General features: G+C 37.8%; 23 protein-coding genes. 10 read left to right on the forward strand and 13 right to left on the reverse strand.

Annotated elements, in window-relative coordinates; all coding sequences use genetic code 11:
- The first annotated feature begins 10 nt into the window (after window positions 1-10).
- Together speB and ACSLUH_RS16110 are read left to right on the forward strand one after the other, a co-directional pair.
- Complete coding sequence (gene speB / locus ACSLUH_RS16105) at window positions 11-943, forward strand: agmatinase (RefSeq protein WP_448568850.1); 933 nt, start codon at window positions 11-13, stop codon at window positions 941-943.
- A 173-nt stretch (window positions 944-1,116) separates the two neighbouring features.
- The gene (locus ACSLUH_RS16110) at window positions 1,117-1,308 is read left to right on the forward strand and encodes a hypothetical protein (RefSeq protein WP_448568852.1); all 192 of its coding nucleotides are present in this window, start codon (window positions 1,117-1,119) and stop codon (window positions 1,306-1,308) included.
- An 82-nt stretch (window positions 1,309-1,390) separates the two neighbouring features.
- Here ACSLUH_RS16110 and ACSLUH_RS16115 read toward each other — a convergent pair whose 3' ends face one another.
- Genes ACSLUH_RS16115 through ACSLUH_RS16125 form a run of 3 tightly spaced genes read right to left on the reverse strand, consistent with a single transcriptional unit; the run spans window position 1,391 to window position 4,581 of the window.
- Window positions 1,391-2,725: an alkaline phosphatase gene (locus ACSLUH_RS16115; RefSeq protein ID WP_448568854.1), complete on the reverse strand. Its 1,335-nt coding sequence runs from the start codon at window positions 2,723-2,725 to the stop codon at window positions 1,391-1,393.
- Window positions 2,726-2,742: 17 nt separating this feature from the next.
- Window positions 2,743-3,876, reverse strand: a complete 1,134-nt coding sequence (locus tag ACSLUH_RS16120) for an endonuclease/exonuclease/phosphatase family protein (RefSeq protein ID WP_448568914.1) — start codon at window positions 3,874-3,876, stop codon at window positions 2,743-2,745.
- Window positions 3,877-3,930: 54 nt separating this feature from the next.
- Complete coding sequence (locus ACSLUH_RS16125) at window positions 3,931-4,581, reverse strand: TetR/AcrR family transcriptional regulator (protein ID WP_448568856.1); 651 nt, start codon at window positions 4,579-4,581, stop codon at window positions 3,931-3,933.
- Window positions 4,582-5,271: 690 nt separating this feature from the next.
- Here ACSLUH_RS16125 and ACSLUH_RS16130 point away from each other — a divergent pair.
- From ACSLUH_RS16130 to deoA, 3 genes are all read left to right on the forward strand, one after another.
- Window positions 5,272-8,445 carry a TonB-dependent receptor gene (locus ACSLUH_RS16130; RefSeq protein WP_448568858.1) on the forward strand — a complete coding sequence of 1,058 codons (3,174 nt, stop codon included), beginning with the start codon at window positions 5,272-5,274 and terminating at the stop codon, window positions 8,443-8,445.
- Between the two features lie 139 nt (window positions 8,446-8,584).
- Window positions 8,585-8,992, forward strand: a complete 408-nt coding sequence (gene cdd, locus ACSLUH_RS16135) for a cytidine deaminase (protein ID WP_448568859.1) — start codon at window positions 8,585-8,587, stop codon at window positions 8,990-8,992.
- Between the two features lie 9 nt (window positions 8,993-9,001).
- A complete protein-coding gene (gene deoA, locus ACSLUH_RS16140; protein ID WP_448568860.1) occupies window positions 9,002-10,315 on the forward strand; it encodes a thymidine phosphorylase in 1,314 nt (437 codons plus the stop codon).
- 90 nt (window positions 10,316-10,405) lie between these two features.
- Here the strand turns inward: deoA and upp are convergent, their stop codons facing one another.
- Genes upp through udk form a run of 5 tightly spaced genes read right to left on the reverse strand, consistent with a single transcriptional unit; the run spans window position 10,406 to window position 14,372 of the window.
- On the reverse strand, window positions 10,406-11,035 hold the full coding sequence (upp, locus tag ACSLUH_RS16145; protein WP_448568862.1) for a uracil phosphoribosyltransferase: 630 nt from the start codon (window positions 11,033-11,035) through the stop codon (window positions 10,406-10,408).
- A gap of 58 nt (window positions 11,036-11,093) precedes the next feature.
- Window positions 11,094-11,672 (reverse strand): thymidine kinase, encoded by a 579-nt coding sequence (locus tag ACSLUH_RS16150; RefSeq protein WP_448568864.1) that lies wholly within the window; start codon window positions 11,670-11,672, stop codon window positions 11,094-11,096.
- Window positions 11,673-11,683: 11 nt separating this feature from the next.
- Window positions 11,684-12,460: a deoxyribose-phosphate aldolase gene (gene deoC, locus ACSLUH_RS16155; protein ID WP_448568866.1), complete on the reverse strand. Its 777-nt coding sequence runs from the start codon at window positions 12,458-12,460 to the stop codon at window positions 11,684-11,686.
- 12 nt (window positions 12,461-12,472) lie between these two features.
- A complete protein-coding gene (locus ACSLUH_RS16160) occupies window positions 12,473-13,714 on the reverse strand; it encodes a NupC/NupG family nucleoside CNT transporter (protein WP_448568868.1) in 1,242 nt (413 codons plus the stop codon).
- A gap of 16 nt (window positions 13,715-13,730) precedes the next feature.
- Window positions 13,731-14,372 carry a uridine kinase gene (gene udk, locus ACSLUH_RS16165; protein ID WP_448568870.1) on the reverse strand — a complete coding sequence of 214 codons (642 nt, stop codon included), beginning with the start codon at window positions 14,370-14,372 and terminating at the stop codon, window positions 13,731-13,733.
- A 218-nt stretch (window positions 14,373-14,590) separates the two neighbouring features.
- Here udk and ACSLUH_RS16170 point away from each other — a divergent pair, with 218 nt between their 5' ends.
- Together ACSLUH_RS16170 and ACSLUH_RS16175 are read left to right on the forward strand one after the other, a co-directional pair.
- Window positions 14,591-15,808, forward strand: coding sequence for a phosphopentomutase (locus ACSLUH_RS16170; RefSeq protein WP_448568872.1), 1,218 nt, complete (start codon window positions 14,591-14,593; stop codon window positions 15,806-15,808).
- Between the two features lie 200 nt (window positions 15,809-16,008).
- The gene (locus ACSLUH_RS16175) at window positions 16,009-18,234 is read left to right on the forward strand and encodes a TonB-dependent receptor (protein WP_448568874.1); all 2,226 of its coding nucleotides are present in this window, start codon (window positions 16,009-16,011) and stop codon (window positions 18,232-18,234) included.
- Between the two features lie 57 nt (window positions 18,235-18,291).
- Here the strand turns inward: ACSLUH_RS16175 and deoD are convergent, their stop codons facing one another.
- The 3 genes from deoD to add form a co-directional block, all read right to left on the reverse strand.
- A complete protein-coding gene (deoD, locus tag ACSLUH_RS16180; RefSeq protein ID WP_448568876.1) occupies window positions 18,292-18,996 on the reverse strand; it encodes a purine-nucleoside phosphorylase in 705 nt (234 codons plus the stop codon).
- Between the two features lie 123 nt (window positions 18,997-19,119).
- Entirely contained in the window at window positions 19,120-19,290 is a 171-nt protein-coding gene (locus ACSLUH_RS16185; protein ID WP_448568878.1) for a XapX domain-containing protein, read from the reverse strand.
- Window positions 19,291-19,303: 13 nt separating this feature from the next.
- Window positions 19,304-20,302 carry an adenosine deaminase gene (gene add, locus ACSLUH_RS16190; RefSeq protein ID WP_448568880.1) on the reverse strand — a complete coding sequence of 333 codons (999 nt, stop codon included), beginning with the start codon at window positions 20,300-20,302 and terminating at the stop codon, window positions 19,304-19,306.
- Between the two features lie 197 nt (window positions 20,303-20,499).
- On the opposite strand from add, the gene aroG reads away from it, so the two are divergent.
- Window positions 20,500-21,552 carry a 3-deoxy-7-phosphoheptulonate synthase AroG gene (aroG, locus tag ACSLUH_RS16195; RefSeq protein WP_448568882.1) on the forward strand — a complete coding sequence of 351 codons (1,053 nt, stop codon included), beginning with the start codon at window positions 20,500-20,502 and terminating at the stop codon, window positions 21,550-21,552.
- A gap of 56 nt (window positions 21,553-21,608) precedes the next feature.
- Here the strand turns inward: aroG and ACSLUH_RS16200 are convergent, their stop codons facing one another.
- The gene (locus ACSLUH_RS16200; RefSeq protein ID WP_448568884.1) at window positions 21,609-24,191 is read right to left on the reverse strand and encodes an EAL domain-containing protein; all 2,583 of its coding nucleotides are present in this window, start codon (window positions 24,189-24,191) and stop codon (window positions 21,609-21,611) included.
- Between the two features lie 162 nt (window positions 24,192-24,353).
- Here ACSLUH_RS16200 and ACSLUH_RS16205 point away from each other — a divergent pair, with 162 nt between their 5' ends.
- Both ACSLUH_RS16205 and ACSLUH_RS16210 read left to right on the forward strand, forming a co-directional pair.
- On the forward strand, window positions 24,354-24,830 hold the full coding sequence (locus ACSLUH_RS16205; protein WP_448568886.1) for a low molecular weight protein-tyrosine-phosphatase: 477 nt from the start codon (window positions 24,354-24,356) through the stop codon (window positions 24,828-24,830).
- 40 nt (window positions 24,831-24,870) lie between these two features.
- Entirely contained in the window at window positions 24,871-25,668 is a 798-nt protein-coding gene (locus ACSLUH_RS16210) for a TPR end-of-group domain-containing protein (protein WP_448568888.1), read from the forward strand.
- A 73-nt stretch (window positions 25,669-25,741) separates the two neighbouring features.
- On the opposite strand, the gene ACSLUH_RS16215 is transcribed toward ACSLUH_RS16210, so the two are convergent.
- Window positions 25,742-26,797, reverse strand: coding sequence for a 3-deoxy-7-phosphoheptulonate synthase (locus ACSLUH_RS16215; protein WP_448568890.1), 1,056 nt, complete (start codon window positions 26,795-26,797; stop codon window positions 25,742-25,744).
- Between the last annotated feature and the right edge of the window lie 79 nt (window positions 26,798-26,876).

Genomic DNA, 26,876 nt, shown 5'->3' on the forward strand with positions numbered 1-26,876 from the left:
AGAGCAGATAATGAAGAGTGCATTTGGCTTGGTGGAAAGCTCCCTATATGGCAATGCAATGACGTTTTTGCGTCAACCGTTGGCAAGACCTCCAATAGAAGATAGTGTCGACATTGTTGTCTTAGGCTTTCCTTTTGATCTCGCAACAACGGGTAGATCAGGGGCTCGAATGGGTCCAACGGCGATTCGACAAGCGTCTACAAATTTGGCGTGGGAAGGTAAAAAGTTTCCTTGGTCGTTTAATCTACTCAAACATTGCCAAATTGTCGATGCCGGTGATTTAGTATTTAATGCTGGGGATGCAAAAGCGTTTTGTCAGCAGGCTCAACGAGCTGTCGAAGAGCTTATCGCTAACAACAATACCTTGTTATCTTTTGGTGGTGATCATTTTGTCACCCTGCCAATTTTACGCGCTTTTCATAAAAAGTTTGGCAAAATGGCGTTAATACATTTTGATGCTCACACTGATACTTATGATCAAGGCGGACGATATGATCATGGAACCATGTTTTATCATGCGCCCAAAGAAGGGTTGATTGATCCTGAACATTCTATTCAAATTGGGATACGCACGAATTACAGCCATAAAAAACATGCTTTTGCGGTTGTAAATGCTATGCAAGCAAATGATTGGTCGGTTGATGAAATTGTCAGTACCATTAAACAAAGGGTAGGTGATCTGCCCGTTTATTTAACCTTTGATATTGATTGTTTGGATCCTGCTTATGCACCTGGAACAGGGACTCCAGTAATTGGAGGCCTAACCACTGATAAAGTGCTAAAAATAATTAGAGCATTAAACGGTATTCATCTCGTTGGGATGGATGTTGTCGAAGTTGCTCCGTCATATGATAGCGGTGATATTACGGCACTTGCGGGGGCAACAATTGGGTTAGAGCTGATGTATTTATGGGCATCGTTTCATAAATTAGCTAATAAATAAAGGTATTTGAATTTTGTCATCTCGCTGTAATTTACCTAAGATAAATTATTTAGCGCTACTATTTATCAATAAAAATATTTATTGGTGATGACAAATATTATTCATTTTGAATTTTAACAAAAACGGTTCAACATTTAGTGAGATGGTAAATACCATTGTTATAAGAGAACGTTATGAATACCCAACAATTTGATACTAATAATGATGATTTGGCTTTTGAATTATCATGGCATAATGAACGCAATCACTCGAAAAGATTTCGAGATAAATCGGCTAGTAGTTCACATAAAAAGATATCGAATAAGAAGTCTAAAAAGAAAGGTAGACCACACTTTGATGATGATTATGATGATGATTGGTCATAAGCACTGATAAGACAGATACATAAAAGCCGCCAGAGTTTTCACTTAGCGGCTTTTTTAATGTCTGCTTTGTATTAATGCAGGTTTACATCAATGAATAAATTAACTTGGCAATATCTGTATTATCTATTAACCCTTCAAAACGTTGTTTTTTTTTGCCAATTGCAAAGACGGGAACATCTATCGCGGTATGGCCAGTTGAAGTCCAACCGGTATAACTTTTTTCACTGATAAGTGCGGTTATCGCCTTATACAACGCTGACTGCTTCTTATAATTGTTATCGCTGTAAGCTTTATCATTTTTTGTTTCCAACAGTGTTGTGTATTGCGCTTCACTTAATGAAAACGTTAGTAAAGACTCTAATTCAGCTTTTGATAGTTTTTGTTCAGCGAGCGTTTTAGCAATACTTGTTGGCGATTGCGAGATTGCCTTGAATTGTTGTGGTAACCATTTGTATTCACCGTTTGCACCTAACGTTAAACCACCTGTGCTATGATCAGCCGTCATTACGACTAATGTATCAGGATTAGAGGTAACGTATTGTTCTAAATACTCTACTGTTTTTGCTAAATCATCCATTTCAGCCATAGCAGCAGCGATATCGTTACTGTGGCCAGCCCAATCGACTTGTGAAGCTTCGATTAATAGAAAGAAACCGTTATCACTCTCTAATTGTGATAATGCAGCTTTCGTCATTTTAGATAAACGATAACGCTCTGTATCATCTAATGCCCATGGTAAGCCTTTTGGGGCAAATAAGCCGATCACTGGTTGATCTTTTGGTAAGTTTATTAAGCCTTGATAGTTATCAATGTAGTGAAATCCTTTTTGTTTGAATTCTTCTACTAAATTTCTATCATCTCTAATAAAATAATGCGTACCACCCCCTAACAACACATCGACATTGATGCCATTATCAATATAACTGTCGGCTATTTCATTATAGTTTCTTCTACTTTCATTGTGCGTAATATAAGAAGCTGGCGTTGCATGATTAACTTGAGACGTTACGACCGCACCCGTTTTTTTACCGATAGATTTTGCATGTTGTAACACTGTGCTAAGCGGTTTCTTATCAACATCAACACTGATAGCACCATTGTAACTTTTATGACCTGTTGCTAATGCTGTTGCCCCGGCCGCTGAATCAGTTACATGGCCTGATTCTTGAGCGGGATAGGTAGAAGACATACCGACTAAATGTCGATCAAACACTGTTTGCTCAATTTCTTCAGTGTTAATATCATCCATATAATAACGATACGCACTGGTATAGCTTGGCCCCATGCCGTCACCAACGATCATAATAACATTTTTAACCTTTTTATTTTCGTCTAAGGTGGCAGCGTCAGAGTTTGCCAGTGTTATGCCACTGAAGGTTAGCAATGTGAGTGCACTGATTTTTAGTATTTTATTCATCTATTAAAGCTCTTAAACTAATGGTTAAATTTCAAATCAACCCAAACAAGGCGATGATCTGAAGATGCTTGACGACTATCAATGAGTCGATATTCCGTGCTGTTTACTTGCGGCCAAAAAACACCAGCATCAACGACTTCCCAACCAGATTTTGACGGTAACACGTAATCAGCTCTCATGCGCCAAAAGGCTGTATGGTACTTAGCGTTATCGTTATCTTTACTGTGTTCTTTACCACCGCGACTTGCTGGTATGGGGTCAACGATATTCGGATGATTTAGTAACGATGTTATTCCCTCCCGTATAGCGCTTCCTTCGGTTGCTGATGCATTTAAATCTCCTAAGATTACAAAAGCGTTATTATCTTTTATTCCGCCTTTAACATTTTTATCATCGTAGATATAACTTGACTGTTTAGCGGTGATATAGTCATGCCAAAAACGAATCTCATCGTGATTGCGTTTACCGTTTCGATCTTCAGGGCCGTCAAACACAGGAGGTGTTGGATGGCTTGCAAGCACGTGTATTGTTTTACCATCTATGGTGACAGGTATATCCCAGTGAGATTTTGATGAAAGTCTGAGTTCTTGCCAAGCGTTATCTGAATAATAGGGGAGTTTCGTATCCGGATTAATAGGCTGAGATGCTCCGGGCATATCTTTCCACTTAAAGTATTGGAAAGTTCTCACCGCCTGTTGATCAATGGGATATTTAGATAGTAAAACCATACCGTACTGACCGGGGAAGTGTCCAAAACCATGAGCATCGACTGGAAGTGTTAATTTCCCATCACCATTTAAGTCGACATTTGCTAACACTCCGGTATTTACTGGTGCTTGAAAGTGATAAGGATAACTTGTGCCTTGTTGTTTACCTTGAGGCTTTGCTAAATAGTTATTTAAAAACAGCGGTAATGCGTTGTCGTTGGGACCTTGATAATCAAATTCATTCAATAATATGATGTCTGGGGCGAGTGTTTGGATAATTTCAGCAATGTTTTTGATTTGTTGATGTGAACTTCGTAAGGCATCATTTAACTCATTTCCTGAGAGCTTCGCGCCTTTTTCTACATAGTTAGTTGCTTCCATGCTGACATTAAAGGTAGCAATTCGAATAGTGTTTTTAGGCGTTGCCATAATTTTCGTACTCATCAAACCAGCGCATACTGCTAATAGAGTTAATGCAAATTTATTCACGATATCGTCCTAATTTATCCCAATGCCACGCAAAACAAAACTTGTTAAAAACTCAGTAACTTCTTCAATATCTTCTTCTTCGTAATCGGCGCGATTCATTACCGACAATATTTGGGTGTCGAAGTCCGCGTAATGTTGAGTTGTAGACCAAATAAGAAAAATAAGTTTAACGGGATCGACGTTTTGCATTCTTCCTTCGCTAATCCACTGTTGGAAAATTTTTGCTTTTTCTCTAACCCATTTACGTAAATAGGTCCGTGGAAACTCTTTTAGGTGTTGCGCACCTTGAATAATTTCCATCGCATAAATTTTTGAAGCAGCAGGGTAGTTAAATGACATTGCTACCTTCGCTGCAATGAACTTTTCTATCGCAAGCTTAGGGCCATCTTCATAAGTAATATCACCAATACCTTGATCCCACATATCAAGAGTCTGCTGTAACACCGCATGATAGATGTTCTCTTTATTTTTAAAGTAATACAATACATTAGCTTTAGGTAACGAGGCTCTGTCAGCAATGGCTTGAACAGTAGTTCCTCGATAACCTTGCAATATGAACTCTTCGGTGGCTGCATTAAGGATATTTTTCTCGCTTTTTAAGCGAATTTGTCCTTGTTTTTTATCTTCTTTATCTTCTTTATTTTCCGTTGTTAAAATCATAAAACTATTCTTTTTAATAAGTTATGGATGGTTTTATCAATCTGCTGAGTAGATGTCACTATAAGTTTTAATTAGCCTTATGACCAAAAGGTCAGAATAGGGTAATTTATAACCGATAATAATGTCATATATTTACTTGAATGTCATGCTAAAGAACTACTAAAAACAAGAGATAAGGCTTTATTTATTAGAGTTGGTGTAAAATAATAGCAAAAATGTGCGATAGTTTAATAAAATATTTATTTTTTCTGATTTTATATTCATTAGTAATTTAAAGTTGTTTGTATGGTTATATGGATATTTAATTAAAGATGCTCGTTTAGTTGGTTTTCTGGGTTGTTATATTTTTTCCTGACCAATTGAACAAAATTACATTGTCTTTCATTTTGCTTGGTTATAATTAAAATAAATTTCAATTATAGAATGCTATTATATTATCTTTATAGATTTCTTAAGTGATTGTAAAGTTGAGTAAAAATACAAATTATTGGTGGTTATTATTATTTTTTTAAAAAAATAGTTAACTTGTGTTTTTAGGCGTTCTAAAATACTGTAATAAAATTGTAAGAATATTTTGCTTAAATTTGAGCATTAAAAAAGAAATAGACTACTTTTGGCTGAGTACTAGGTTAAGTCAATTGTTGAATAATTATACAAATTATAAACACTATAGACACAAGGGAAACTAAGATGAAAACCCATCGCCTCTCACAACTCACCGGCGCTATTGTTTTAGCACTTGGTTTATCAAGTTCTGCATTAGCAGACGATACAACATCAAGTATAAGAGGTAATTTGCTTACGCAAACTGGCTCGGCTATCTCAAACGCTACTATTGTTATTACGCATGAACCTACAGGCACTAAGAAAACATTTTCTGTAAATGAATCGGGCGCTTTTTTAGCGAAAGGTTTACGTGTTGGTGGTCCATACACTGTTGAGATCTCTTCGCAAACTTACCGAAGTAAAAAATTAGAAGGCATCTACGTGACGCTAGGCGAAACTTTGCGTATCAGTGAAGTAATGCAAGATGATAATACCGAAGTTATATCTGTAACAGGTAATGCGTCATTCTTTGACCCTTCAAAAGGTTCATCAAGTACATTTAGTGGCGATGCTTTAACAAAATCTGCGAGTTATAACCGCGATTTAAAAGATATTGTTAAACAAAATCCTTTAGCTGTTGTTGGTAACGATGGTTCATCTCTTTATTTAGCCGGCAGTAACCCTAGATATAACAGTTTGAAAGTTGATGGTGTAAACCTTAATGATGATTTTGGTCTAGCAGGTAACGGTTATCCAACAGAACGCTCTCCAATTGCTTTTGATTCAATAGATCAGTTAAGCGTTGCTATATCACCATTTACTGCTAAAGAAGGTGGTTTTTCTGGTGGGCAAATCAGTGTTGTGACAAAGTCTGGTACAAATGAATTCCACGGTAATGTTTTTATAGAGCAATCAAAAGCTTCTTGGGGTGGAACGCCTGAAAATCCAGAAACAGGTGATGATATTGAATTAAACTTTAATGAAGAAAGTTGGGGTGCTACGTTTGGTGGTCCAATTATCAAAGACAAGCTTTTCTTTTTTGCATCATATGAAACATTCGAAGCACCTAGTAGTGTAAACAAAGGCCCTGCGGGTTCTGGCGCAGCGAATGAAGTAAGAAACGTTACACAAGATGATGTTGATCGTGTTGTCAGTATTGCTAAAGACAGGTACGGTTTTGATGCAGGTGGATGGGATTCATCAATTCCATTAGAAGATGAAAAATATTCATTAAAGCTTGATTGGAACATCAATGATGATCACCGAGCTACATTCACATATAGTCACGGCTTTAGCAATAACGCTGGTAACGTAGGTAGCGGTTGGTCAGATGAACTATATTTATCTTCACACTGGTACAACCGTTCAAATGAGTACGATACATACGTAGCTCAATTATTTTCTAACTGGACAGAAGACTTCTCTACAGAATTTAAAGTTTCTACAAAAGAAAGTGTTAATGGTCAAATTCCATTAGCAGGTTATGATTTTGGTGAAGTTAAAATTGAACACGAAGGTGGCTTAATTAATTTAGGTCCAGATGATAGCCGTCATGCTAACAAATTAACTAATGATACACTGCAGTTACGTTTTAGTGGTGAGTATCTATATGAAGATCACGTAATATCATTTGGTTGGGAATACGAGTCAGTAGATGTTTATAACATCTTTATGCAGCATTACTTAGGTTCTTGGTATTTCGAAAGCATTGATGATTTTGAAGCAGGTGTTGCAGAGTGGTTTGAATATCAAAATAATCCTAGTTTGAATCGTGATGATGCAGCAGCTTCATTCACGCTAAACAACCATGCGTTATATATTGAAGATAGCTTCGATTACTCTGACGTGTTAAATCTGACTTTCGGTTTGCGCTATGAGCGCATTTCGGCTCCAGATGCGCCTAACTTAAACTCGGGTTTTGTTGAGCGTTACAACATGCCGAACAATGAAAACCTTGATGGTAAAGATATCATTTTACCTCGTTTTGGTTTTACTTGGGATGTGCAAGATAACCTAACTTTGCGCGGTGGTTTCGGATTATTCAGCGGGGGACGTCCTAACGTATTTATTTCAAACTCGTTTACTAACGATGGTAGCCGTATTGCTATATACGATACATTTGATGACCAAGTTGCTGCTGATACGTTCTTACAAAATGCTGATCCAAACTCAGTCCCTCAACATGCTCAAGATATTATCGCGGCAACTCAGTTAGGTAGCGGTAATTCAAACATCGATGCCATTGATCCTGACTTTAATATTCCAAGTACATGGCAATACAGCTTAGCTGCTGATTATGTTGCCGACTTTTCAGAATATGGTTTAGGAAGTGATTGGTATTTAAGTGCAGAAGTCCTTTATAAAGATATTAAAGACGATCTAATTTGGTCTGATTTATCTCGTAAAATTGATACTTCAAAAGGTAACAATGGTTACACGGTAGAAGGTCGTCCAATTTATACTTTTGCTGATGAAGACCGTGATGCACGCGACGTATTGTTAAGCAATACTACTGGTGGTAGCAGCTTAATCGAAACGTTTACATTAGCTAAGCAGTTCGATAATGGTGTAAACCTTAACTTCTCATATGCTCATTCAGACATTGAAGACAGAATTTCTGCGACAGGTACTACGACTAATACGGCTTATGAATATAACCCTGTATTTGACCCTGAAAATCCAGAAATCGGAACTTCTTCATTCGAAACTAAGCATCGATTAACATTAAACTTATCTTATAGCACAGAATTCTTTGAAGGTTATAAGTCAAGTTTCCACATGTTCTGGGAAAGAAAATCTGGTCGTCCATATAGCTGGGTATTGCGTACTAACCGCTCAAACGGCTTATCAGGTGGTTTAGATCTTGGTAGCGCATTTATCCCATATATCCCAACGGGTGCTGATGATCCAGCAGTAGATTTTGTTAACGGTATGAGCTATGACGAAATCATTTCTCAAGTTAGCGCTATTGGTGGCCCAACAGACGGTGGATACATAGAGAAGAATGCTTTCCGTGGTCCTTGGTCATCGACAATGGATTTCAGATTTGAACAAGAAATCCCAGGATTTATGGAAGGTCACAAAGGCTTATTCTACTTTGATATCAAAAATGCTTTAGCAATCTTTGATAAAGAAGGCGCTCAAGTTTATAAAAACCCATACGGTGTATCGACATCTAATTTGTTTAGATATGAAATTAACGATGCAGGCCAATACGTATACACGAGCCAAAACGTTGAACCTGGTGACTCACCGGTTGAATATCAAGCACGTGCTTCTACTTGGACTATTAAGTTAGGTGTTAAGTACAACTTCTAATTAGTCGTAAATTTTAAAGAACAAAACCGCGCTTAAAGCGCGGTTTTTTTATCGCTAATTTCCTATATTCTTAACATGTTTGCTTTACTTTTACGATAAAAAGCATAATATAAACTAACCAAGTGGTCAGGAAAATATCATGAAGTTATCCATTGAAGAGAAACTTGTACAACAGGCGATTAGTGCATTCAAACACGCCTATGCACCTTACAGCCAATTTCATGTTGGTGCTGCACTAGTGACTAAAAATGGTGTCGTTTATCATGGCTGTAATGTTGAAAATGCATCTTATGGACTGACGACCTGTGCAGAGCGAAACTGTATTGCTAGTGCCGTGGTAGAAAATGAAAAAAGCTTTGAAACACTTGTTATTTATACAGAGCAAGACGAGTTAGTGCCGCCGTGCGGTGCTTGTCGTCAAGTGATCAGTGAGTTCTTTTCTCCACAGGCGACTATTTCAGCAATTAATCATAAGGGGGAGCAAAAACATTGGCAGGTACAAGAACTTTTGCCTAACGCATTTACCCCAAAATTTTTAGATAAGTAAGGATACCCAATGTTCGTTCCACAAGAGATTATTCGAGTTAAACGAGACGGTAAATCGTTATCAACTGAACAAATAGAAAGTTTTGTTTCCGGCTTAGTAACGGGCGATTTTAACGACGCACAAGTTGGTTCTATGGCAATGGCGATATTTCAACAAGGGATGAATACGCAAGAGATTGTTGATTTAACCATGTCGATGAGAAATTCAGGGCATGTGCTCAGTTGGCCGGAATTAGATGGTCCTGTTATTGATAAACATTCAACCGGTGGAGTAGGTGACAAAGTGAGCTTTATGCTTGCTGCCATTGTTTCATCTTGTGGAGCTTATGTCCCTATGATATCTGGACGTGGCTTAGGTCATACCGGAGGCACTTCAGATAAATTAGAAAGTATTGCCGGCTATGACGTTGCACCGAGTGAACAGAGATTTAAACAAATAGTGAAAGACCTCGGAATGGCGATAATTTCACAAACTGACAATTTAGCTCCAGCAGATAAAAGGCTATATTCAATACGAGATGTTACCGCGACAGTTGAGTCTATTCCGCTTATTACGGCATCAATATTATCTAAAAAGCTCTCTGCGGGTCTTGATGCACTGGTTATGGATGTTAAAGTCGGCAACGGCGCAATGATGAATAATTATGACGATGCAGTTTCACTTGCGCAAAGCATTGTCAATGTCGCTAATGGAGCAGGTGTTAGAACACAAGCGATTATTACCGATATGAATCAAGTCTTAGGTAGTACAGCGGGTAACGCGCTTGAAATGTATGAAACCGCTAAGTACTTAACGGGTAAATTAAGAGAGCCAAGATTACACCAAGTAGTGACATCACTTGCTAAAGCAATGTTAATTAGTGCCAAGTTAGCTAAAGACGAAAACGAAGCTATGGATAAAATTAACACCGCGCTTGAAAGTGGCGACGCTGCAGAACGTTTTGCGCAAATGATCCATGCGTTAGGTGGTCCTGCCGATTGGTTGGATGATCCGTGGGCATCTATGGAAAAAGCAGCTCATATCATTGAAATCAAAGCACCAGAGCATGGATTTATTTCAGCGATGGATACTCGAGCGATTGGTATGGCAATTGTTGCAATGAAAGGCGGTCGTTCTGCTAATGGCCAACTGATTGACCATTCTGTCGGGTATGATCGCATTTTACCGGTTGGTACACGTATTAATCGCGGCGATGTAATCTGTCGTTTACATGCACGTGATGAAGATCAGATTAAATTTGCGCAACAGGCTTATATTGACGCACTGAGTATTAGTGAAACCATGCCAGAAGTTCCAGCCACTATCATTGAAACAATTCGCTAGGAATTTATATATCCGCAATAGTAAAACGGCGCAATTAAGCGCCGTTTTGTTCAATTAAGCTTTAGAAAACTAGATAAAGAACAACAGTCCCTAAGCTAATGTACCAAATATCTTATCACCTGCATCGCCTAAACCAGGCAGGATGTAGCCATGTTCATTAAGACATTTGTCTTTTGCACCGATGACTAAATTTACATCTGGATGCGCTTGCTGCATCGCTTCAATACCTTCGGGTGCTGCCACCATAAAGATACCAATGATTGTTTTACAACCGCTTTTTTTAAGTAGATCGATTGCAGCTATCGCACTACCACCAGTTGCAAGCATTGGATCAATAATAATAGCGGTTCGCTCTTCGATATCATTGACAATATTTTCATAATAGCAATCTGGTTTTAAGGTCTGCTCATTGCGTTTTAAGCCAACGACACTGACTTTTGCACTCGGAAAGATAGTTAAAGCTCCCTGTAACATGCCAAGTCCAGCACGAAGAATTGGGACAAAAGTAGGTTGTTTATCTGCAAGCATTGGTGCGGATATAGTGCCAGACCAACAATGAATTGGTTTATGCGTCAAAGGAAAGTCTTTACTCGCTTCGACTAAGAGAAGTTGTGAAATTTCGTTAGTTAACTCCCTGAAGCTTTTTACTGAAATAGCGTCTTCTCGAAGCAATGAAATTTTATGCTTAACCAGCGGATGCTCGCTTACCGTAATAGTCATTATGGTGTCCTTAAAATTGTTAACGCGATAAAAGTATAATCACTACTTATAGACGTCGCTAATCCCATATGAATTCTCGAAAATGTTGTCGACACAAAGACTCATATTTTTCATTACCGCCAACGTCTATTTGTTGGCCTTGGTTTACAGGTCTACCTTGAGAATCTCTTCTGATCACAAAGTTAGCTTTTTTACCACAATGACAAATAGTTTTTAACTCGACAAGTTTATCTGCCCAAGCCAGCAATGCTGAGCTTCCTTCAAAAAGCTCCCCCAAAAAGTCGGTGCGAATACCATAAGCTAATACGGGAATATTTAACCTATCGACGACTAAGGTTAATTGTTTAACCTGCTCTTTAGTTAAAAATTGGGCTTCATCAATTAACACGCAATCAAGTTTTTGTTTTAGGTGCTGTTCGCTTATTTGCTCAAAGAGTTCAGTATCTGGTTCGAATAATTCAGCATCTTGTTGAAGACCAATTCTAGAAGCGACTTTACCTTTTGCAAACCGATCATCAATTTTAGCCGTATAGAGCAGGGTAGTTTGCCCACGCTCTCGATAATTATATGACGATTGCAGTAAATGAGTAGACTTACCAGCATTCATCGTTGAGTAATAAAAATATAACTGTGCCATTTTATTACCATTTAATAATCAGATGTCGATTGTTGAGGGTTTTGATCAGTTAAAGTCGCTAAAAGGTTCGTCATTAAGCTACTAGCACCAAATCTAAAATGACTCTCATCTAACCATGCTGATCCTAAAATATCTAAAGCAAGTGTCAGATATACTTGTGCGTCATTAACATCTTTTACACCTCCTGCTGCTTTAAAGCCAACATTTGGGTTTAATTTGTTAATCACTTCCAACATCGTCTTTGCCGCTTGCGGTGTTGCATTGACTTTTACTTTACCTGTTGATGTTTTAATAAAGTCAGCTCCAGCCTTTATGGCAATTTCACTCGCTGTTCTAATAAGCTCTTCGGTTGCTAGTTCACCAGATTCAATGATGACTTTTAATAATGTGGTTTTTCCACATACCTCTTTACACGCCTTCACTAAGTCAAAGCCTATTTGGCTATCACCGGCGAGTAAACTTTTATAAGGAAAGACGACATCGACTTCGTCTGCACCTAGTTCTATTGCTTGTTTGGTTTCATTAACCGCCAATGCAATGTCGTTGGAACCATGAGGGAAGTTAGTAACAGTCGCAATTTTTATTTCTGGCGTACCTTGCTTTATCAGTTGCTGTTTTGCGATGGGTATGTATTGAGGATAAATACAAATAGCGGCAGTATTACCAAAAGTGGTGTGAGCCGTCTGACAAAGATTAATGATTTCTTGTTCAGTTTCGTGACCAGTTAAACTGGTTAAGTCCATTAAAGAAATGGCTAGTTTAGCGTTTTGTTTATTTAAATTTTCCATAGCGTTTGTCTCTTATAAACTGACAAAAATACCGGCAATTGCGGCGCTCATTAAGTTTGCTAAGGTTGCAGCGAACATCGCTTTCATACCTAGTTGAGCGATATCTTTTCGACGCGAGGGGGCCATAGAGCCAATCCCGCCTAACAATATGGCGATTGAAGAAAGGTTGGCAAAACCACATAATGCAAAAGTAACAATCGCTTGAGTTCCCTCAGACAATGTACTTTTGATTTCAACGAAATTTATGTAAGCAAAAAATTCGTTTACGGCGATTTTCTGGCCAATCAAACTACCAGCCGAGACCATTTCATTGACGGGTACTCCGATTACAAAAGCGACAGGTGCAAATAAATAGCCAAGAAGAAATTCAATCGTGATGCCTTCAAAACCAAAAATTGAAGCGGTGCCTGATAAAATATGATTTAACAACGCGATTAACGCGATAAATGCTAATAGCATTGCCCCAACATTAACGGCTAACTTTAAGCCTGATGCGGCTCCAGCAGCAGCGGCGTCGATTACGTTAGTTGGCGTATCGTGTTTTTCTTCGCCCAGATCATGTTCATCAAATTTAGTGTGCTCTGTTTCAGGAATAATGATTTTTGCCATTAATAGCCCACCAGGAGCGGCCATAAATGAAGCTGCTATTAAATACTTGAGTTCGATTCCTAAGGTTGCATATCCAACTAAGACACTGCCGGCTACCGAAGCCAAACCGCCAACCATAATGGCAAACAGCTCTGAGCGAGTCATTCTAGCGATATAAGGTCTTACAACTAAAGGGGCTTCTGTTTGGCCAACAAATATATTTGCTGTCGCAGATAAAGACTCAGGTTTTGATGTTTTTAAAAGCTTTTGTAAGCCACCGCCGATAATTTTTACCACCCATTGCATAATATTTAAATAATACAGCACGGCAATCAACGATGAGAAAAAGATAATGACAGGCAATACTCTAACGGCGAAGACAAAACCAACACCATTTTCAAACATGGCATCGGTGCCAAGACCACCGAACAAGAATGAAATGCCGACTTGCGCGCTGTCAATCACTTGTTGCACGCCTCCAGAAATTGACGCTAGGACATCTTTTCCAAAAGGAATGTACAGGACAAATGCGCCTAATGACATTTGTATCAATAACGCTAGCCCAACTGTTCGCCAATTTATTTCTTTGCGATGATGAGAAAACGCTACAGCGATGGCTAGCAAAGCAATAACTCCTAATAGCCCTCTTAATGCGGATAACTCCATAAAGTCCTCGTTATTATTATTTTTTTGAAATTAATTGTCGTATTTTTGCTTTAAGCAGTTCAATAGCCATTCGATTCTTACCACCTCGGGTAATAACAATATCAGCGTGAGCTTTAGCAGGTTCTATGTGTTGATAATACATAGGTCTAACCATGTTTAAATATTGTTTGGTAATAGACTCGACCGACCTTTCTCTTTCAACAGTGTCTCTTTGTATTCGTCTAATTAAACATATATCTAAAGGAGTATCCATATATACTTTTATATCAAAGTGTTCTCTTAATTGTGGATTAGAAAACAATAAAATTCCTTCTACTAAAACAATTGGTGTAGGTTTTATCTGCAACAACTCATTTTTACGTGTATGAGTTTTATAGCAATACACTGGACAGTTAATAATCTGATTACCAACTAACTCTTTTAAATGTTGGCTTAGTAACTCATGTTCGAACGCATTAGGGTGGTCATAATTTGTTGTTAAACGCTCTTCCATGGTTAAATGGGTTTGATCTCGATAATAAGCGTCTTCTTTAATAATCGAGATACCATGATCACCAATTTCTGGTAAGAGTTCATCATATATAGTTTGAGCAAATAATGATTTTCCAGAAGCTGATGCCCCTGTGATTGCGATAATAGTGGGTCGAGAGTTTGGCAACGGACTAACCTATATAAATAATACGATATAACAATGTTGAGCAATAAGCTTGGCCTAACGAGTTAATTATTTAAACATTGGTTAATGTGATAAAAAAGTTAAGCCAAAGCGCTATAATTAAAACGATTGTGTGCAATTTAACATTGTTGTTTTTTCTAATGCTGCTAAATTACCACATCTTGACCAATTGGTCATGATAAAATTTAAAGGTTTTCACTATGGCAAAAGTAATTATTCTGGTTTTAGATAGTTTTGGTATTGGAGCAGCGCCTGATGCAGAAAAATTTGGTGATCTAGGAGCAAACACGTTTGCTCATATCGCTCAGGATTATTTTAAGAAAACCAATAAACTACTTTCATTACCTAATTTAACTAAGCTTGGGTTGGTTCAGGCTTGTATGGCAGCTGGAAAAGAGGATTTTCCAATTGAGCCTGACAAGGCTATTAAAGGTGCCTATGGTTATGCTCGTGAGTTAAGCTCTGGTAAAGACACTCCGAGTGGTCACTGGGAAATGGCGGGGGTCCCGGTATTATTTGACTGGGGGTATTTCACTAACAAAGAATCTTCTTTTCCTACAGAGTTAATCGAAAATATAAACGTAAAAACGGGTTATTCTGGCATGCTAGGTAATTGTCATGCCTCTGGAACTGAAATAATTGCCCGTTTAGGTGAAGAGCATATCAAAACCGGCATGCCAATATGTTATACCTCTGGTGATAGTGTTTTTCAGGTTGCTGCACATGAGAAACACTTTGGTTTGGATAACCTTTATCGCTATTGTCAGCAAGTGAGAGAATTACTTGCTGACTACAATATTGGACGGGTAATCGCTAGGCCATTTATTGGCACTAACAGTGAAGATTTTACTCGCACAGGAAACCGTCGCGATTATTCTTTAGCACCACCAGCAGAAACCGTATTAGACAAATTTACCCATGTTGGTGGTCAGGTGATCAGCGTTGGCAAAATAGCCGATATTTTTGCCCATCAAGGGATCACGGACAAACATAAAGCCACTGGAATTGACGCACTTGTAGAGACAACGATTAAACAAATTAAATTAAGTAAAGATAATAGTATTATTTTTACGAATTTAGTGAATTTTGATCAAGACTTTGGTCATCGTCGAGATCCGATAGGTTATGCGAATGCTTTGCAAGGTTTTGATGAATTGTTACCAACTATTTATCAAGAAATGTCTGACGATGACTTACTTATACTGACTGCAGATCATGGATGCGACCCTACGTGGCCTGGAACAGATCATACGCGTGAATACGTGCCTGTTTTAGCTTACCATCACAACATAAGCTCAATAGATTTAGGCGAGCGGAAAACATTTGCTGATATCGCTCAAACTATTGCCGATTATTTTGATTTAGACGCTTTGAAATACGGCGAAAGCTTTCTTTCGCAAATAAAACTACCAAAATAAAAATGACGTCTATACTGATATTACAAAGAGTACATTGATTTTTGTAATAAAAATTAGTTTAGCGGTATTAAACTTCTCACTAAGCAATGTATCTAATCAAAATTCATTGCTTAGTCTGTCATTCGACAAATGTAAAATCAATCACTCTCAAACATAGCAAATAGAAATATTTTTAGATTATGGTTCTTGGGAGAGCATGAATGAAAAGGTTCGGGTACACCATTGTTGCGATTAGTGTCAACGCAGCGCTGTTGACAAGTTTTGACATATCAGCTGAAGAAGAAAAGCAAGAAGAGAAAGGCTTAGAGACGATAACCGTTACAGCACAGAAGCGGATACAAACGGTAAAAGAAGTTCCTGCAACCGTTTCAGCGATATCAGCAGAGAACCTAAATGATTATTTAGGTGCAGGCGAAAATATAAAGGCTTTAGCCGGTCGAGTTCCAAGTCTGCAAATTGAATCCACCAATGGCCGGCAATCGCCAAGATTCTATATTCGAGGTTTAGGTAATACTGACTTTGATGTTAATGCCAGTCAGCCTGTTTCAATGGTGCTTGATGAAATTGCCTTAGAAAACCCTGTATTAAAAGGTATACCATTATTTGATGTTGAGCGTGTTGAAGTACTTAATGGCCCTCAAGGAACGCTTTTTGGTCGAAATACCCCTGCTGGCATAGTAAAAATTGATACGGTCGCGCCTGAATACAGTAATGATGGTTATGCTCACTTTGGTTTTGGTAATCGCGGCACCTTGTTTGCTGAAACGGCTATTAATGCCGAACTTTCAGGAACTGTCGCCGCAAGGCTATCGGTGAAGCATCAAGAACGTGATGCTTGGGTGAAAAACGTCATTCGGGATGAAAAAGTTGGTGGTTATGAAGAGTTGGCTTTTCGCTTACAGTTTCTTTATGACAATGGCGCAGGCACTGAAGCTTTATTAAAACTGCACGGTTTTGAACAAGAAGGCGATATGCCATCTATTTTTTATGCTAATGCGATAGAAATTGGAAAAGCAGGCTTAAGAAAAGGATTTGATGAAGCAGTAATCTATCACGATAGTCCGTCAGGTTTTGAGATGACTCATCGTGGCGGTAGTTTTAAATTTAGTCATGATTTTAATGAACTAACGCTAGTCGCTGTTACCGGCTATGACACTCTAGAAAGTTGGAGTTTTGCTGATATAGATGGTGGCTATACAGATGTAAATGCACAACAAAATGAATTAGGTAAATATTTTCGAAATGCAGCGTCAGGCGATGGCCTAGATGACCATTATCAGTTTAGTCAAGAAATTCGATTATCAGGTCAAACCGACAAACTTTTTTATCAAGGCGGTCTTTACTATTTTAGAGAAGACTATACCGTTAACAATAAAGATTTAACATCTGAGGGGGAGACATTAAATTTTTATCAGATAGATCAATTGACTACCTCTAAAGCGATTTTTGGCCAAGTAGAATATAAAAGTAGTGAACAATTGGCTATAACGCTCGGACTTCGTTATACCAGTGATGATAAAGAGCTTGATATTAGGCCAAATGGCGGTAGCGATATCAGTTTTGAAATCGACAAAGATGATAGTTATGTCAATTGGGATCTCTCAGCTCGCTATATATTTAATGATGAGTGGACAGGCTTTGCGCGAATAGGTAATGCGTCTAGAGGCCCAGTTACGCTTGGTCGATTTGGATTCCCAAGTGAAGCTGAAACTGAAACGTTAACTTCATATGAAGTAGGGTTAAAAGGTGATGTTTGGGATGGCGATGCGAGATGGCATATTACTGCATATACATATGATATAAAAGACCATCAACTTGTAGCGACAGGAATTGACGGTAACACTAATGCCTTATTAAACGCTGATAATACTTTTGGCGCTGGGGTTGAAACCATGTTTGAGGCAATGTTAACCGATGACTTACGTTTAAACTTAAATTTAAGTTATAACAAAACAGAAATCCAACAAGAAACATTGAAATCAGAACGTTGTGCTTTAGATCCAATGTCTTTTGCCTATTGTAATGCGACTGATCCAATAGTTGAGACCGTTCAAGGCGATTTTGGCCCAGTAACCACAGTATTCATTGATGGTAATCCGTTACCCAGAGCGCCAAAATGGTTAGGTAATATTCATCTAAATTATGAAATTCCTGTAGATACAGGGGTTATTAACCTGCAAACAGATTGGACATATCGTAGTGAGTCCAACTTTTTCTTGTATGAGGCAGTAGAATACGTCATTGAATCTCGTTGGTTAGGCGGTGTAAGAATCTCATACCAGAATAATGATGATTGGGAGTTGGCGTTAGTTGGTCGTAATATTACCGATAAAATTGTTGTTGAAAATGTCGTTGCGTTCTTAAATCAAACTGCAGCAGTAAATGAGCCGAGATTCTGGGGGATTGAAGGCCGGTTTATGTTTTAAATTTAAATACTTTTTTATTTAAGCCGCCAGTCGGACACTGGCGGCTTCTTCGTAAATTTAAAGCACGCTTTCTAGCGTCAGTTCCATCATGTCTTTGAATGTCGTTTCGCGCTCCTGAGCAGTAGTTTCTTCACCCGTTTTTATGTGATCACTAACGGTGAACACTGCCAATGCTTTTTTGCCTAATTCTGCTGCAACGCCATATAAGCCGGCGGCTTCCATTTCAACTGCTAAAATTCCAAGACTTTCCATGGTTTTAAACATTTCTGGCTGTGGTGTGTAGAAAAGATCGGCGGTAAACACGTTACCAACATGCACTTTTTTATTTAATTTATCAGCAGTGTCGACGACTTTTCTTAGCAACTGAAAATCTGCACATGCTGCAAAGTCACAATGGTTAAAGCGTTTACGATTAACATTAGAGTCTGTACTTGCTGCCATACCAATAATGACATCCCGTATTTTCACATCATCTCTCACCGCGCCGCATGAACCGATTCTTATGATATTTTCAACGCCATAGAATTTGTATAATTCCGTTGCATAAATTGAAATCGAGGGGATACCCATCCCAGACCCCATTACCGAGACAGGTTTACCTTTATAGGTACCCGTATAACCAAACATATTACGTACTTTGGTTACACACTTGGCGTCATCTAAAAAATTTTCAGCAATATATTTTGCTCTTAAGGGGTCACCCGGCATTAAAACCGTTGGTGCAAAATCATTGGGTTGTGCTTCAATATGAGGTGTAGACATGAGAAATAACCTTATAATTACTTATATTTTTATGTCTCAGTAAGTTTCAAGCCAGTACTTCGGTTCTGCTATCAAGGGTGTTTTACTGATGTTTAATGTTCCACAATTAAGTGAAGGGTAAGTTTAGCTGAAAAACCTTTCAACGATCCAGTGATATCCCATACCTCCTAAATAGATGCCTACAATACCTGCGATGCCAGAAAGTACAGGTGGTGCGGGTAAGGGTAGTTTAATCATTGAAAATACGATACCAACGAGGGCGCCAGCAACAAGTGCTAGTAAAACTTCGGACATAACGTCTCCTTATTTAAGTTGTTTTTTTGTTTTTTAATTCAGCTTTTTCCTCAGACGATAAAAAGCTCGCATTTAATGCATTAACTTGTAATTGCTCAAGCTCTTTATCTGTTAATTTTACCGTATTTTTAGCGAGCTGAAATTCATCTGCTAATTCTATGTTTTCAACTGCTGGGTCATCGGTATTTAAACAAACTAGCAAACCTTTATCGAGAAACGTTTTAATTGGATGCGCCGCTAAATTAGTGACTGTTCCTGTTTGAAAGTTTGACGTTAAACAAGATTCAATAGCGATAGAATTTTCACACATATAATCCATCAATTGTTCATCATAACGACAAGCGACACCATGACCTATTCTTGTCGCGCCTAATTCATTAATAGCCTGCCAAATACTTTCACTGCCAGCTGCTTCACCAGCATGGACAGTGACAAGAAGTCCCGCATTTTGAACCTTGTTAAAATGTTCGGTAAACAAACTACCAGGGTAATTGTATTCATCACCAGCTAAATCAACAGCAACTAGGTGTTGCTTATGAACAAGCAAGGCTTCAAGTTCTTTAAAACAGGCTTCTTGTCCAAATGTTCTACTTAAAATACCGATAAGATTTATTTTGATATCATAAGTCTTAACACCTTCATTTATCCCATCAATCACAGCAGCTACCACATCCGCTACATTTAATTGATGGGTCATCGCCATATAATAGGGAGAAAAACGTAATTCGGCATAATCTATTCCTGCTTTAAACGCATCTTCAACATTTTCAAAGGCAATCTGCTTGCAATCGTCCAATGTTGTTAATACCTTTACCCCCCAATCCAGCTTTTTTAAAAAGGCAACGAGGTTTGGCTCACTATGCTGTATTTGTACAAAAGGTAAAAACTTTGCAAAGTCATTAGTTGGTAACGCGATACTGTTTTTGTTCGCTAATTGCCAGATAGTCGCAGGGCGGATGTTGCCATCTAAATGTCGATGTAGATCGATAACAGGTAAGGCAGGATTGTACATAAGGTGTTTTCGTCCAATAAATAGCCGATTTTAAACGACAATTTTTACTTAGTGTTTATTCTTATTAATTATACGCATATTTTCGTATTTTATGTTGGTATTCGATAAATAACACTGATAGATTAGCCAGTGGGATTATTAATCTAGGTGTCTAGACATAAATATAATATAAATTTTGATGTAAAAGAGTAAACACTATGTTCTATCAAACTGATGACGTTCGTATTGAAAAAATAAAAGAGCTATTACCACCGGTTGCTTTGCTTGAGCGATTTCCTGCAACTGAAAAAGCGTCTGAAACTGTGTTTTCTGGTAGAACAGCAATCAGCAATATTCTCAATAACAAAGATGAGCGCTTGCTGGTTATTATAGGCCCATGTTCAATTCATGACCCCAAAGCAGCACTTGAATATGGCGAAAGGTTATTAGCATTAAGAGACAAGTATGCAGATAATCTTGAGGTTGTTATGCGTGTTTACTTTGAAAAACCTCGCACGACCGTTGGTTGGAAAGGGCTGATAAACGATCCTTATCTCAATAACACCTTTAAACTCAATGATGGTTTACGCATCGGACGTAAGCTTCTACTTGATCTCAATAATTTGGGAATGCCTACTGCTGGTGAGTTCCTTGATATGATCACACCACAATATATGGCAGATTTTATGTGTTGGGGGGCTATTGGCGCACGTACTACCGAAAGTCAGGTGCACCGAGAGTTAGCGTCAGGGCTATCATGTCCAGTAGGGTTTAAAAATGGCACGGATGGTACAATCAAGGTTGCTATTGACGCTATTGGGGCGGCAAGCGCATCTCATCACTTCTTATCAGTCACTAAATATGGCCATTCAGCCATTGTTCAAACAACAGGTAATGCCGATTGCCACATTATTCTTCGTGGCGGTAAAACCACTAACTATGATGCAGATAGTGTAAAAAGCGTTACGGAACAATTAAAACAAGCACAGCTTAACACCAAGCTAATGATAGATTTTAGTCATGCAAACTCTAATAAAAAGTTTGAAAATCAAATGCTAGTTTGCCAAGACGTCTGTCAGCAAATTGTAGCAGGGAATACCGATATCTTTGGGGTAATGGTGGAAAGCCACTTAGTCGAAGGGCGCCAAGACATCATTGACGGTACGGTCAAAACCTATGGTCAGAGTGTTACTGACGCTTGTATTGGTTGGCAAGATACTGAAAAATTGTTAGCACAGTTGAACGACGCAGTAGCGAATAGAAATCGTTAATGGCTAATAAATAAAGTGCACGAGAGGCATACGATATCATATGCCTCTTTTTTTGTTTAATCTTTAGTTTTAGTCGCAGGTATGAACTCTTGGGCTGGCATTGGCGGTGTGGGTTTTATCCGACCTTTATCTAAGTTTTCTAACCAATTTGAATAATCTTCAAACGACATCGGCTTAGCGTAAAAGTATCCTTGGCCAATATCGCAACCAAATTTTCTTAACGTATCTTCGTCTTCTTGACTGTTAATACCTTCGGCGACCACTTCTAAGCCCAACCCTTTTGCCATTTCAACGGTAGAACGCGTAATAATTTTACGCTTTTGGTTAGCGCATATGTTTTCAACAAAGTGACGATCAACCTTTAACTCTTGAAATGGTAGGGTACTAACTTGCGTCATAGACGAATAGCCTGTTCCAAAATCATCAATACTAATCGTGATACCAATTTCGGTAAGTTTTTCCAGTAATGCTATCGTTTCAAGATTATTAGCGATGGATGTCGTTTCAGTTAATTCAAATATGATCTTGTCTGCACTAACACCACTTGCTTCAATAATATCAACGACGTCAATAAAAAATGAAGTCCTAGAAATATCTTTGCCACTAATATTTATTGATATCATGTGATTGAAACCAAGTTCATTAATAATATGATGTTGTTGCGTTAATGCTGTTTTAATCACCCATTTGGTTAACGGGTAAATTAACCCCATATCTTCAGCTATCGGTATAAATACATCTGGAGAAATGTAGTCACCTTGGCTAGTTTGCCAACGTAGCAAACATTCACTACTGCATACCCGATTAGTATTTAAATCAATTTGAGGTTGATGAAATAACGCCAATTCGTTGTTATTTATAGCGTTGTAGAGTGCTTTGGCTAATTGCAATGTATTATTATTCTTTAGAACCTTTTGAGGATGAAAAACTTGCCATTGATGAGGGGTTTGCTCAGCAATATTTTGTGCCAAGAAAGCATTGTTAATAATCTGGCGTGCATTATCGCCATGATCTGGGTAATTAGCGAGGCCAATAATAGCGGATAAGGGTAAATTAAGCTTGTCGACAAGAAAGTTTTGTCTAACAACATCTTTGGTTGATTGAATTAACTGCTCTATTGGTAATTCAAGTCGTTTTACATCAATGAGGACAACAAAAGCCTTTTCTTCAGTAACAACTATCTTTTCACTTTGTTCAGTTAAAAACAAAATGGCGTCATTAAACCGATATAAGGCGGCTAACTTAAAAAACAGCGTTTTAATTAAAGCGTTTTTTTCTTTTTGGCTCAAATATAAGGCTACACGATCAATATGTTCGGGTTTTATTGTCATTACGGTGATTGAGGCATGCGATATGTCAATTAAACGCTCTAAGGTATTTTCTAAATTTACTTTTTGGGGCAGTCCTGTGTCTGAATGATATTGAATTGAATACAACCTTTCTTTTTCTAACCTTCGCATGCGCTCTGCTAATGCAAATGCCATTAATGTAATTTCGATAAAAACTGCAAATAAAAAAGCATTTCGTGTAAAAAAGTTATGTTCAATAATATCTAATAATGAAAGTGGTTGAATTGCCGCTCCACAAAGCAAAGGTACCCATGATATGAAATAGTATCTAGCCCATGAGAAGTCTTTTCTTAATCGAACTAAAATCAAGACAACGCAATATATATAAAACAGCGGCTGTAAAACAAAGAATACTTTAGCATGTAACGTATTTTCAAAGAAGAAACCTATAGAGGCCGCGATACTGGCGATTATGCACAGTAAAATTCCAACTTGATAAAAACGTCTGCTTTCAATATTTATTTTTAAGAAGTAAATTGTAAACAAGGTCAGAAAAATAACGAGCAAGAAATGAAATAATAAAGTGTAGTGATTAAACCATTGGTTTATTGTTTCAGGAAAAAGAAAACGCCCAAAGCCATTGATGCTCGCCATGACAATCAATGTTGACAATAAATAGCCAATATAAAATAAGTAAACGTTATCTTTCACCGCCACGTAGATGACCAAATTATATAGTGTCATGATCAAAATGACGCTAACAAAAGCACTTAGCACAATGATGGTTAACGTGTTTAAATACGCAAAACTTGATTCTTCAGATAAAACTATGGGGATATCTGGCGCGGCACTGCTTTTAATATTTAAATAATACGTATGCTGTTCTTGATGGTTTAACGCTATCGAAATATTGGGGTAAAAACTATTTGCGTTACTAGAGCCTGCTAACACATTGGTTTTCAAGGTAACAGTACTGCCTTTTACTTGATAGACATCAAATCGCTCTAAAATAAAGTTATCGGTAAATAACTGTATGTTTTTGCTTTGGCTTCCTGTGTTCTTTATGTTTAAAAGAATCCAATAAGGGTGATTTTCCATGGTAAAGGGAATAGCGCCATCTAGTGCCTCTTGAAGGCGTAAAGTTTTACTAAGTAACTGATCAATTGTTAGTTGATCATTAGCGTCTTCTATAAAACTAAATTGACTTTCAATATCACTGATATTTTGGTTTTGGATCTGATAGACAAGTTGTTTGTTGTGAGCGTAGATACTAAAAATAACGACAAGTACAGCGATAAAGCTGAGTAGGGAGCTTAAATAAAACAGTTTGTTTTGTAAAATTTTCGCCACTTAGGGTTTCTTCTATTTATTAGTTAAAAGTTTGGTTAACAAGTTTTATTGTAGCAAACAACTTATTTAACATTAAAATTCAACTTAAATCTTGAACAAAAAAAATAAGTTAGTAGGCTATATCGATTATTTTTTAAATTATTTTCATTCAAAGGACTTGTTATGGCGATACCTTCTAATAAAACCGCTATCTTATTTGTGTGCATGGGTAACATTTGTCGTTCCCCCACGGCTGAGGCAGTATTTCGCCATAAAGCGTTATCGCACAATTTAGATCTATTGATTGACTCAGCAGGGACGATTGGTGCGCATGCAAAACAAAAACCAGATCCTAGAGCGCAAAAAGCTGGCCTAGCTCGTGGGTATTCATTTGACAAAATTAAAGCCCGTAAAGTAAATCAGGAAGATTTTGAAAAATTTGATTTCATTCTCGCAATGGATGAAGACAATTTAGCGAATTTGCGAGCTATATGTCCAGCCAATCACCAAGATAAACTTGAATTATTTCTAAAATATGCAAAAAACTTTAACGATACCGAAGTACCTGATCCGTATTACGGTGGAGCAGGGGGCTTTAAACTGGTATTGGATATGGTAGAAGATGCAAGTGATGGGCTGATCGCGAGATTAAAAGGCTAATTTTCTGTATCCAAGAATAAAACTAAAAGGAACTTATTGTATGAAAAAGGCATTTTTAGCGCTGATAGCTTTTACCACATTGTCTTTAAATAGTTATGCTGATAATGAATATTGCCAGCAACTAAAAGCAAAATTTAACATTGATAAAGCGAGCAATAATACGTTATATAACATGGCGTGTTGTCAGGCGATTATTGATGAAAAAGATTCTGCATTTAATTATTTAAAATTAGCAGTAAATAAAGGGTTTAAAGACGCCGACTGGTTAAAACAAGATTCCGACCTTAAAAATTTGCAAAATGACCCTCGGTGGCTAGAAGTTGTTAAACTTATTGAAATTAGGCAGGCGGCATACTTAAACGAAATTAACCAAGAGCTATACAAATTATATCAAGAAGATCAAAGTGATCGTCAAAGTAACAATATCGATTGGAAAATCGTTTCAAAAAAAGATGAGATTAGACGTGATAAAGTAAGGCAATTTATTAAAGAAAATAGCTTATCTCACAGTGATGATTACTTTCATGCCGCCATGATATTTCAACATGGCAAGACTCCATCAGATTATCAACTAGCCCATTCACTAGCTCAAAAATCAGTAGAGCTTAACAATACCAATAAAGTAGCGAAATGGTTATCGTGCGCGACAGAGGATAGGTATTTACATAGTTTAGGAAAGCCCCAAGTCTGGGGAACACAATATAAAAAAGAAAATGGACTTTGGACATTAGAGCCCTTTGATCGTCAAGCTAAATCTGATAAGCAACGGATCGCTTGCGGTGTACCAACAGCCGATGAATCAAAAGCTAAAGTCGATATGATGAATAAAGCGATTTAAGTTTTATTTGAGCACTTATGATAAGTATACCCATTAAAATTACATATAAACCTTGTAATATTAATGGGTTATTTTAAAGCTTACGCTTACTTTGAACAGCAGCCGCTAATAGGCTCAACATGTCTATACTTGTTGTTAAATTAACGCAAGCGTCAGTGATACTTTGACCATAGACAAGCGGCTGACCTGGTACTACTTTTTGATTACCTTCTTTTAAAAAGCTTTCAATCATAACCCCTGAAATTTTAGATTCACCTTGCCTTAGTTGCTGTGCAATGCTTTGCGCAACATTGATTTGTTGCGTATGATCTTTATTGCTATTGCCATGGCTACAATCGACCATAATCCCAGCTTCAATCGCCGCATTATCTAGCTTTTCTTTAGTATCTTTAACATGTGCTTCTTGATAATTTGGCGTTTTTCCGCCACGTAAAATAACGTGAGCAAAAGGGTTACCATGCGTTTGATAGATACACATTTGACCGTGTTTGTCTGGTGAATACAGCACGTGGGGTACGCTTGAAGCTTTTATAGCGTCTATGGCTATTTGAATGTTTCCGTCTGTACCATTTTTAAAACCAACAGGGCAAGATAACGCAGAAGCTAGCTCTCTATGTACTTGGCTTTCAGTGGTGCGAGCGCCAATAGCTCCCCAACTGATTAAGTCAGAAATATATTGTCCGGTAACCATATCCAAAAACTCAGTGCCAGCGGGCAAACCGAGCTTATTAATATCCATTAATAACGTTCTGGCTAAGTTTAATCCTTTTGCAACATGAAAAGATTTATCTAAATCAGGGTCACTAATTAACCCTTTCCATCCAACCGTTGTTCTTGGCTTTTCAAAGTAAACCCGCATAACAATGAATAATTCGTCGCTAAATTCATCGTGCAGTGCTTTAAGTTGTTTTGCGTAATCGATAGCGGCATCAGGATCATGTATAGAACACGGGCCAATGACAACGATTAGTCGATCATCTTTGCCGGTTAAAATGTTTTCTATTTGTTGACGGCTATCAATAATAAAGTTTGCTGTTTTATCATTTAGGGGGATTTGTTCAGCAAGCTGTGCAGGTGATACTAAACTTTCAATCAGGGTAGTTCTAAATTCGTCTGTTTTAATGGTCATGACATTCCAATTAAGTCATTACACCGTACTACTTATTTACGGTTAAATATATGGCGCTAACATAACGAAAATAGCCGCT

The organism is Thalassotalea ganghwensis, assembly GCF_053485795.1.

Bases quoted from the DNA above. Each gene is read 5' to 3' on its own strand.
- speB (WP_448568850.1), top strand. From the start codon at position 11: ATGAAGAGTGCATTTGGCTTGGTGGAAAGCTCCCTATATGGCAATGCA.
- ACSLUH_RS16110 (WP_448568852.1), top strand. From the start codon at position 1,117: ATGAATACCCAACAATTTGATACTAATAATGATGATTTGGCTTTTGAA.
- ACSLUH_RS16115 (WP_448568854.1), bottom strand. From the start codon at position 2,725: ATGAATAAAATACTAAAAATCAGTGCACTCACATTGCTAACCTTCAGT.
- ACSLUH_RS16120 (WP_448568914.1), bottom strand. From the start codon at position 3,876: ATGAGTACGAAAATTATGGCAACGCCTAAAAACACTATTCGAATTGCT.
- ACSLUH_RS16125 (WP_448568856.1), bottom strand. From the start codon at position 4,581: ATGATTTTAACAACGGAAAATAAAGAAGATAAAGAAGATAAAAAACAA.
- ACSLUH_RS16130 (WP_448568858.1), top strand. From the start codon at position 5,272: ATGAAAACCCATCGCCTCTCACAACTCACCGGCGCTATTGTTTTAGCA.
- cdd (WP_448568859.1), top strand. From the start codon at position 8,585: ATGAAGTTATCCATTGAAGAGAAACTTGTACAACAGGCGATTAGTGCA.
- deoA (WP_448568860.1), top strand. From the start codon at position 9,002: ATGTTCGTTCCACAAGAGATTATTCGAGTTAAACGAGACGGTAAATCG.
- upp (WP_448568862.1), bottom strand. From the start codon at position 11,035: ATGACTATTACGGTAAGCGAGCATCCGCTGGTTAAGCATAAAATTTCA.
- ACSLUH_RS16150 (WP_448568864.1), bottom strand. From the start codon at position 11,672: ATGGCACAGTTATATTTTTATTACTCAACGATGAATGCTGGTAAGTCT.
- deoC (WP_448568866.1), bottom strand. From the start codon at position 12,460: ATGGAAAATTTAAATAAACAAAACGCTAAACTAGCCATTTCTTTAATG.
- ACSLUH_RS16160 (WP_448568868.1), bottom strand. From the start codon at position 13,714: ATGGAGTTATCCGCATTAAGAGGGCTATTAGGAGTTATTGCTTTGCTA.
- ACSLUH_RS16170 (WP_448568872.1), top strand. From the start codon at position 14,591: ATGGCAAAAGTAATTATTCTGGTTTTAGATAGTTTTGGTATTGGAGCA.
- ACSLUH_RS16175 (WP_448568874.1), top strand. From the start codon at position 16,009: ATGAAAAGGTTCGGGTACACCATTGTTGCGATTAGTGTCAACGCAGCG.
- deoD (WP_448568876.1), bottom strand. From the start codon at position 18,996: ATGTCTACACCTCATATTGAAGCACAACCCAATGATTTTGCACCAACG.
- ACSLUH_RS16185 (WP_448568878.1), bottom strand. From the start codon at position 19,290: ATGTCCGAAGTTTTACTAGCACTTGTTGCTGGCGCCCTCGTTGGTATC.
- add (WP_448568880.1), bottom strand. From the start codon at position 20,302: ATGTACAATCCTGCCTTACCTGTTATCGATCTACATCGACATTTAGAT.
- aroG (WP_448568882.1), top strand. From the start codon at position 20,500: ATGTTCTATCAAACTGATGACGTTCGTATTGAAAAAATAAAAGAGCTA.
- ACSLUH_RS16205 (WP_448568886.1), top strand. From the start codon at position 24,354: ATGGCGATACCTTCTAATAAAACCGCTATCTTATTTGTGTGCATGGGT.
- ACSLUH_RS16210 (WP_448568888.1), top strand. From the start codon at position 24,871: ATGAAAAAGGCATTTTTAGCGCTGATAGCTTTTACCACATTGTCTTTA.
- ACSLUH_RS16215 (WP_448568890.1), bottom strand. From the start codon at position 26,797: ATGACCATTAAAACAGACGAATTTAGAACTACCCTGATTGAAAGTTTA.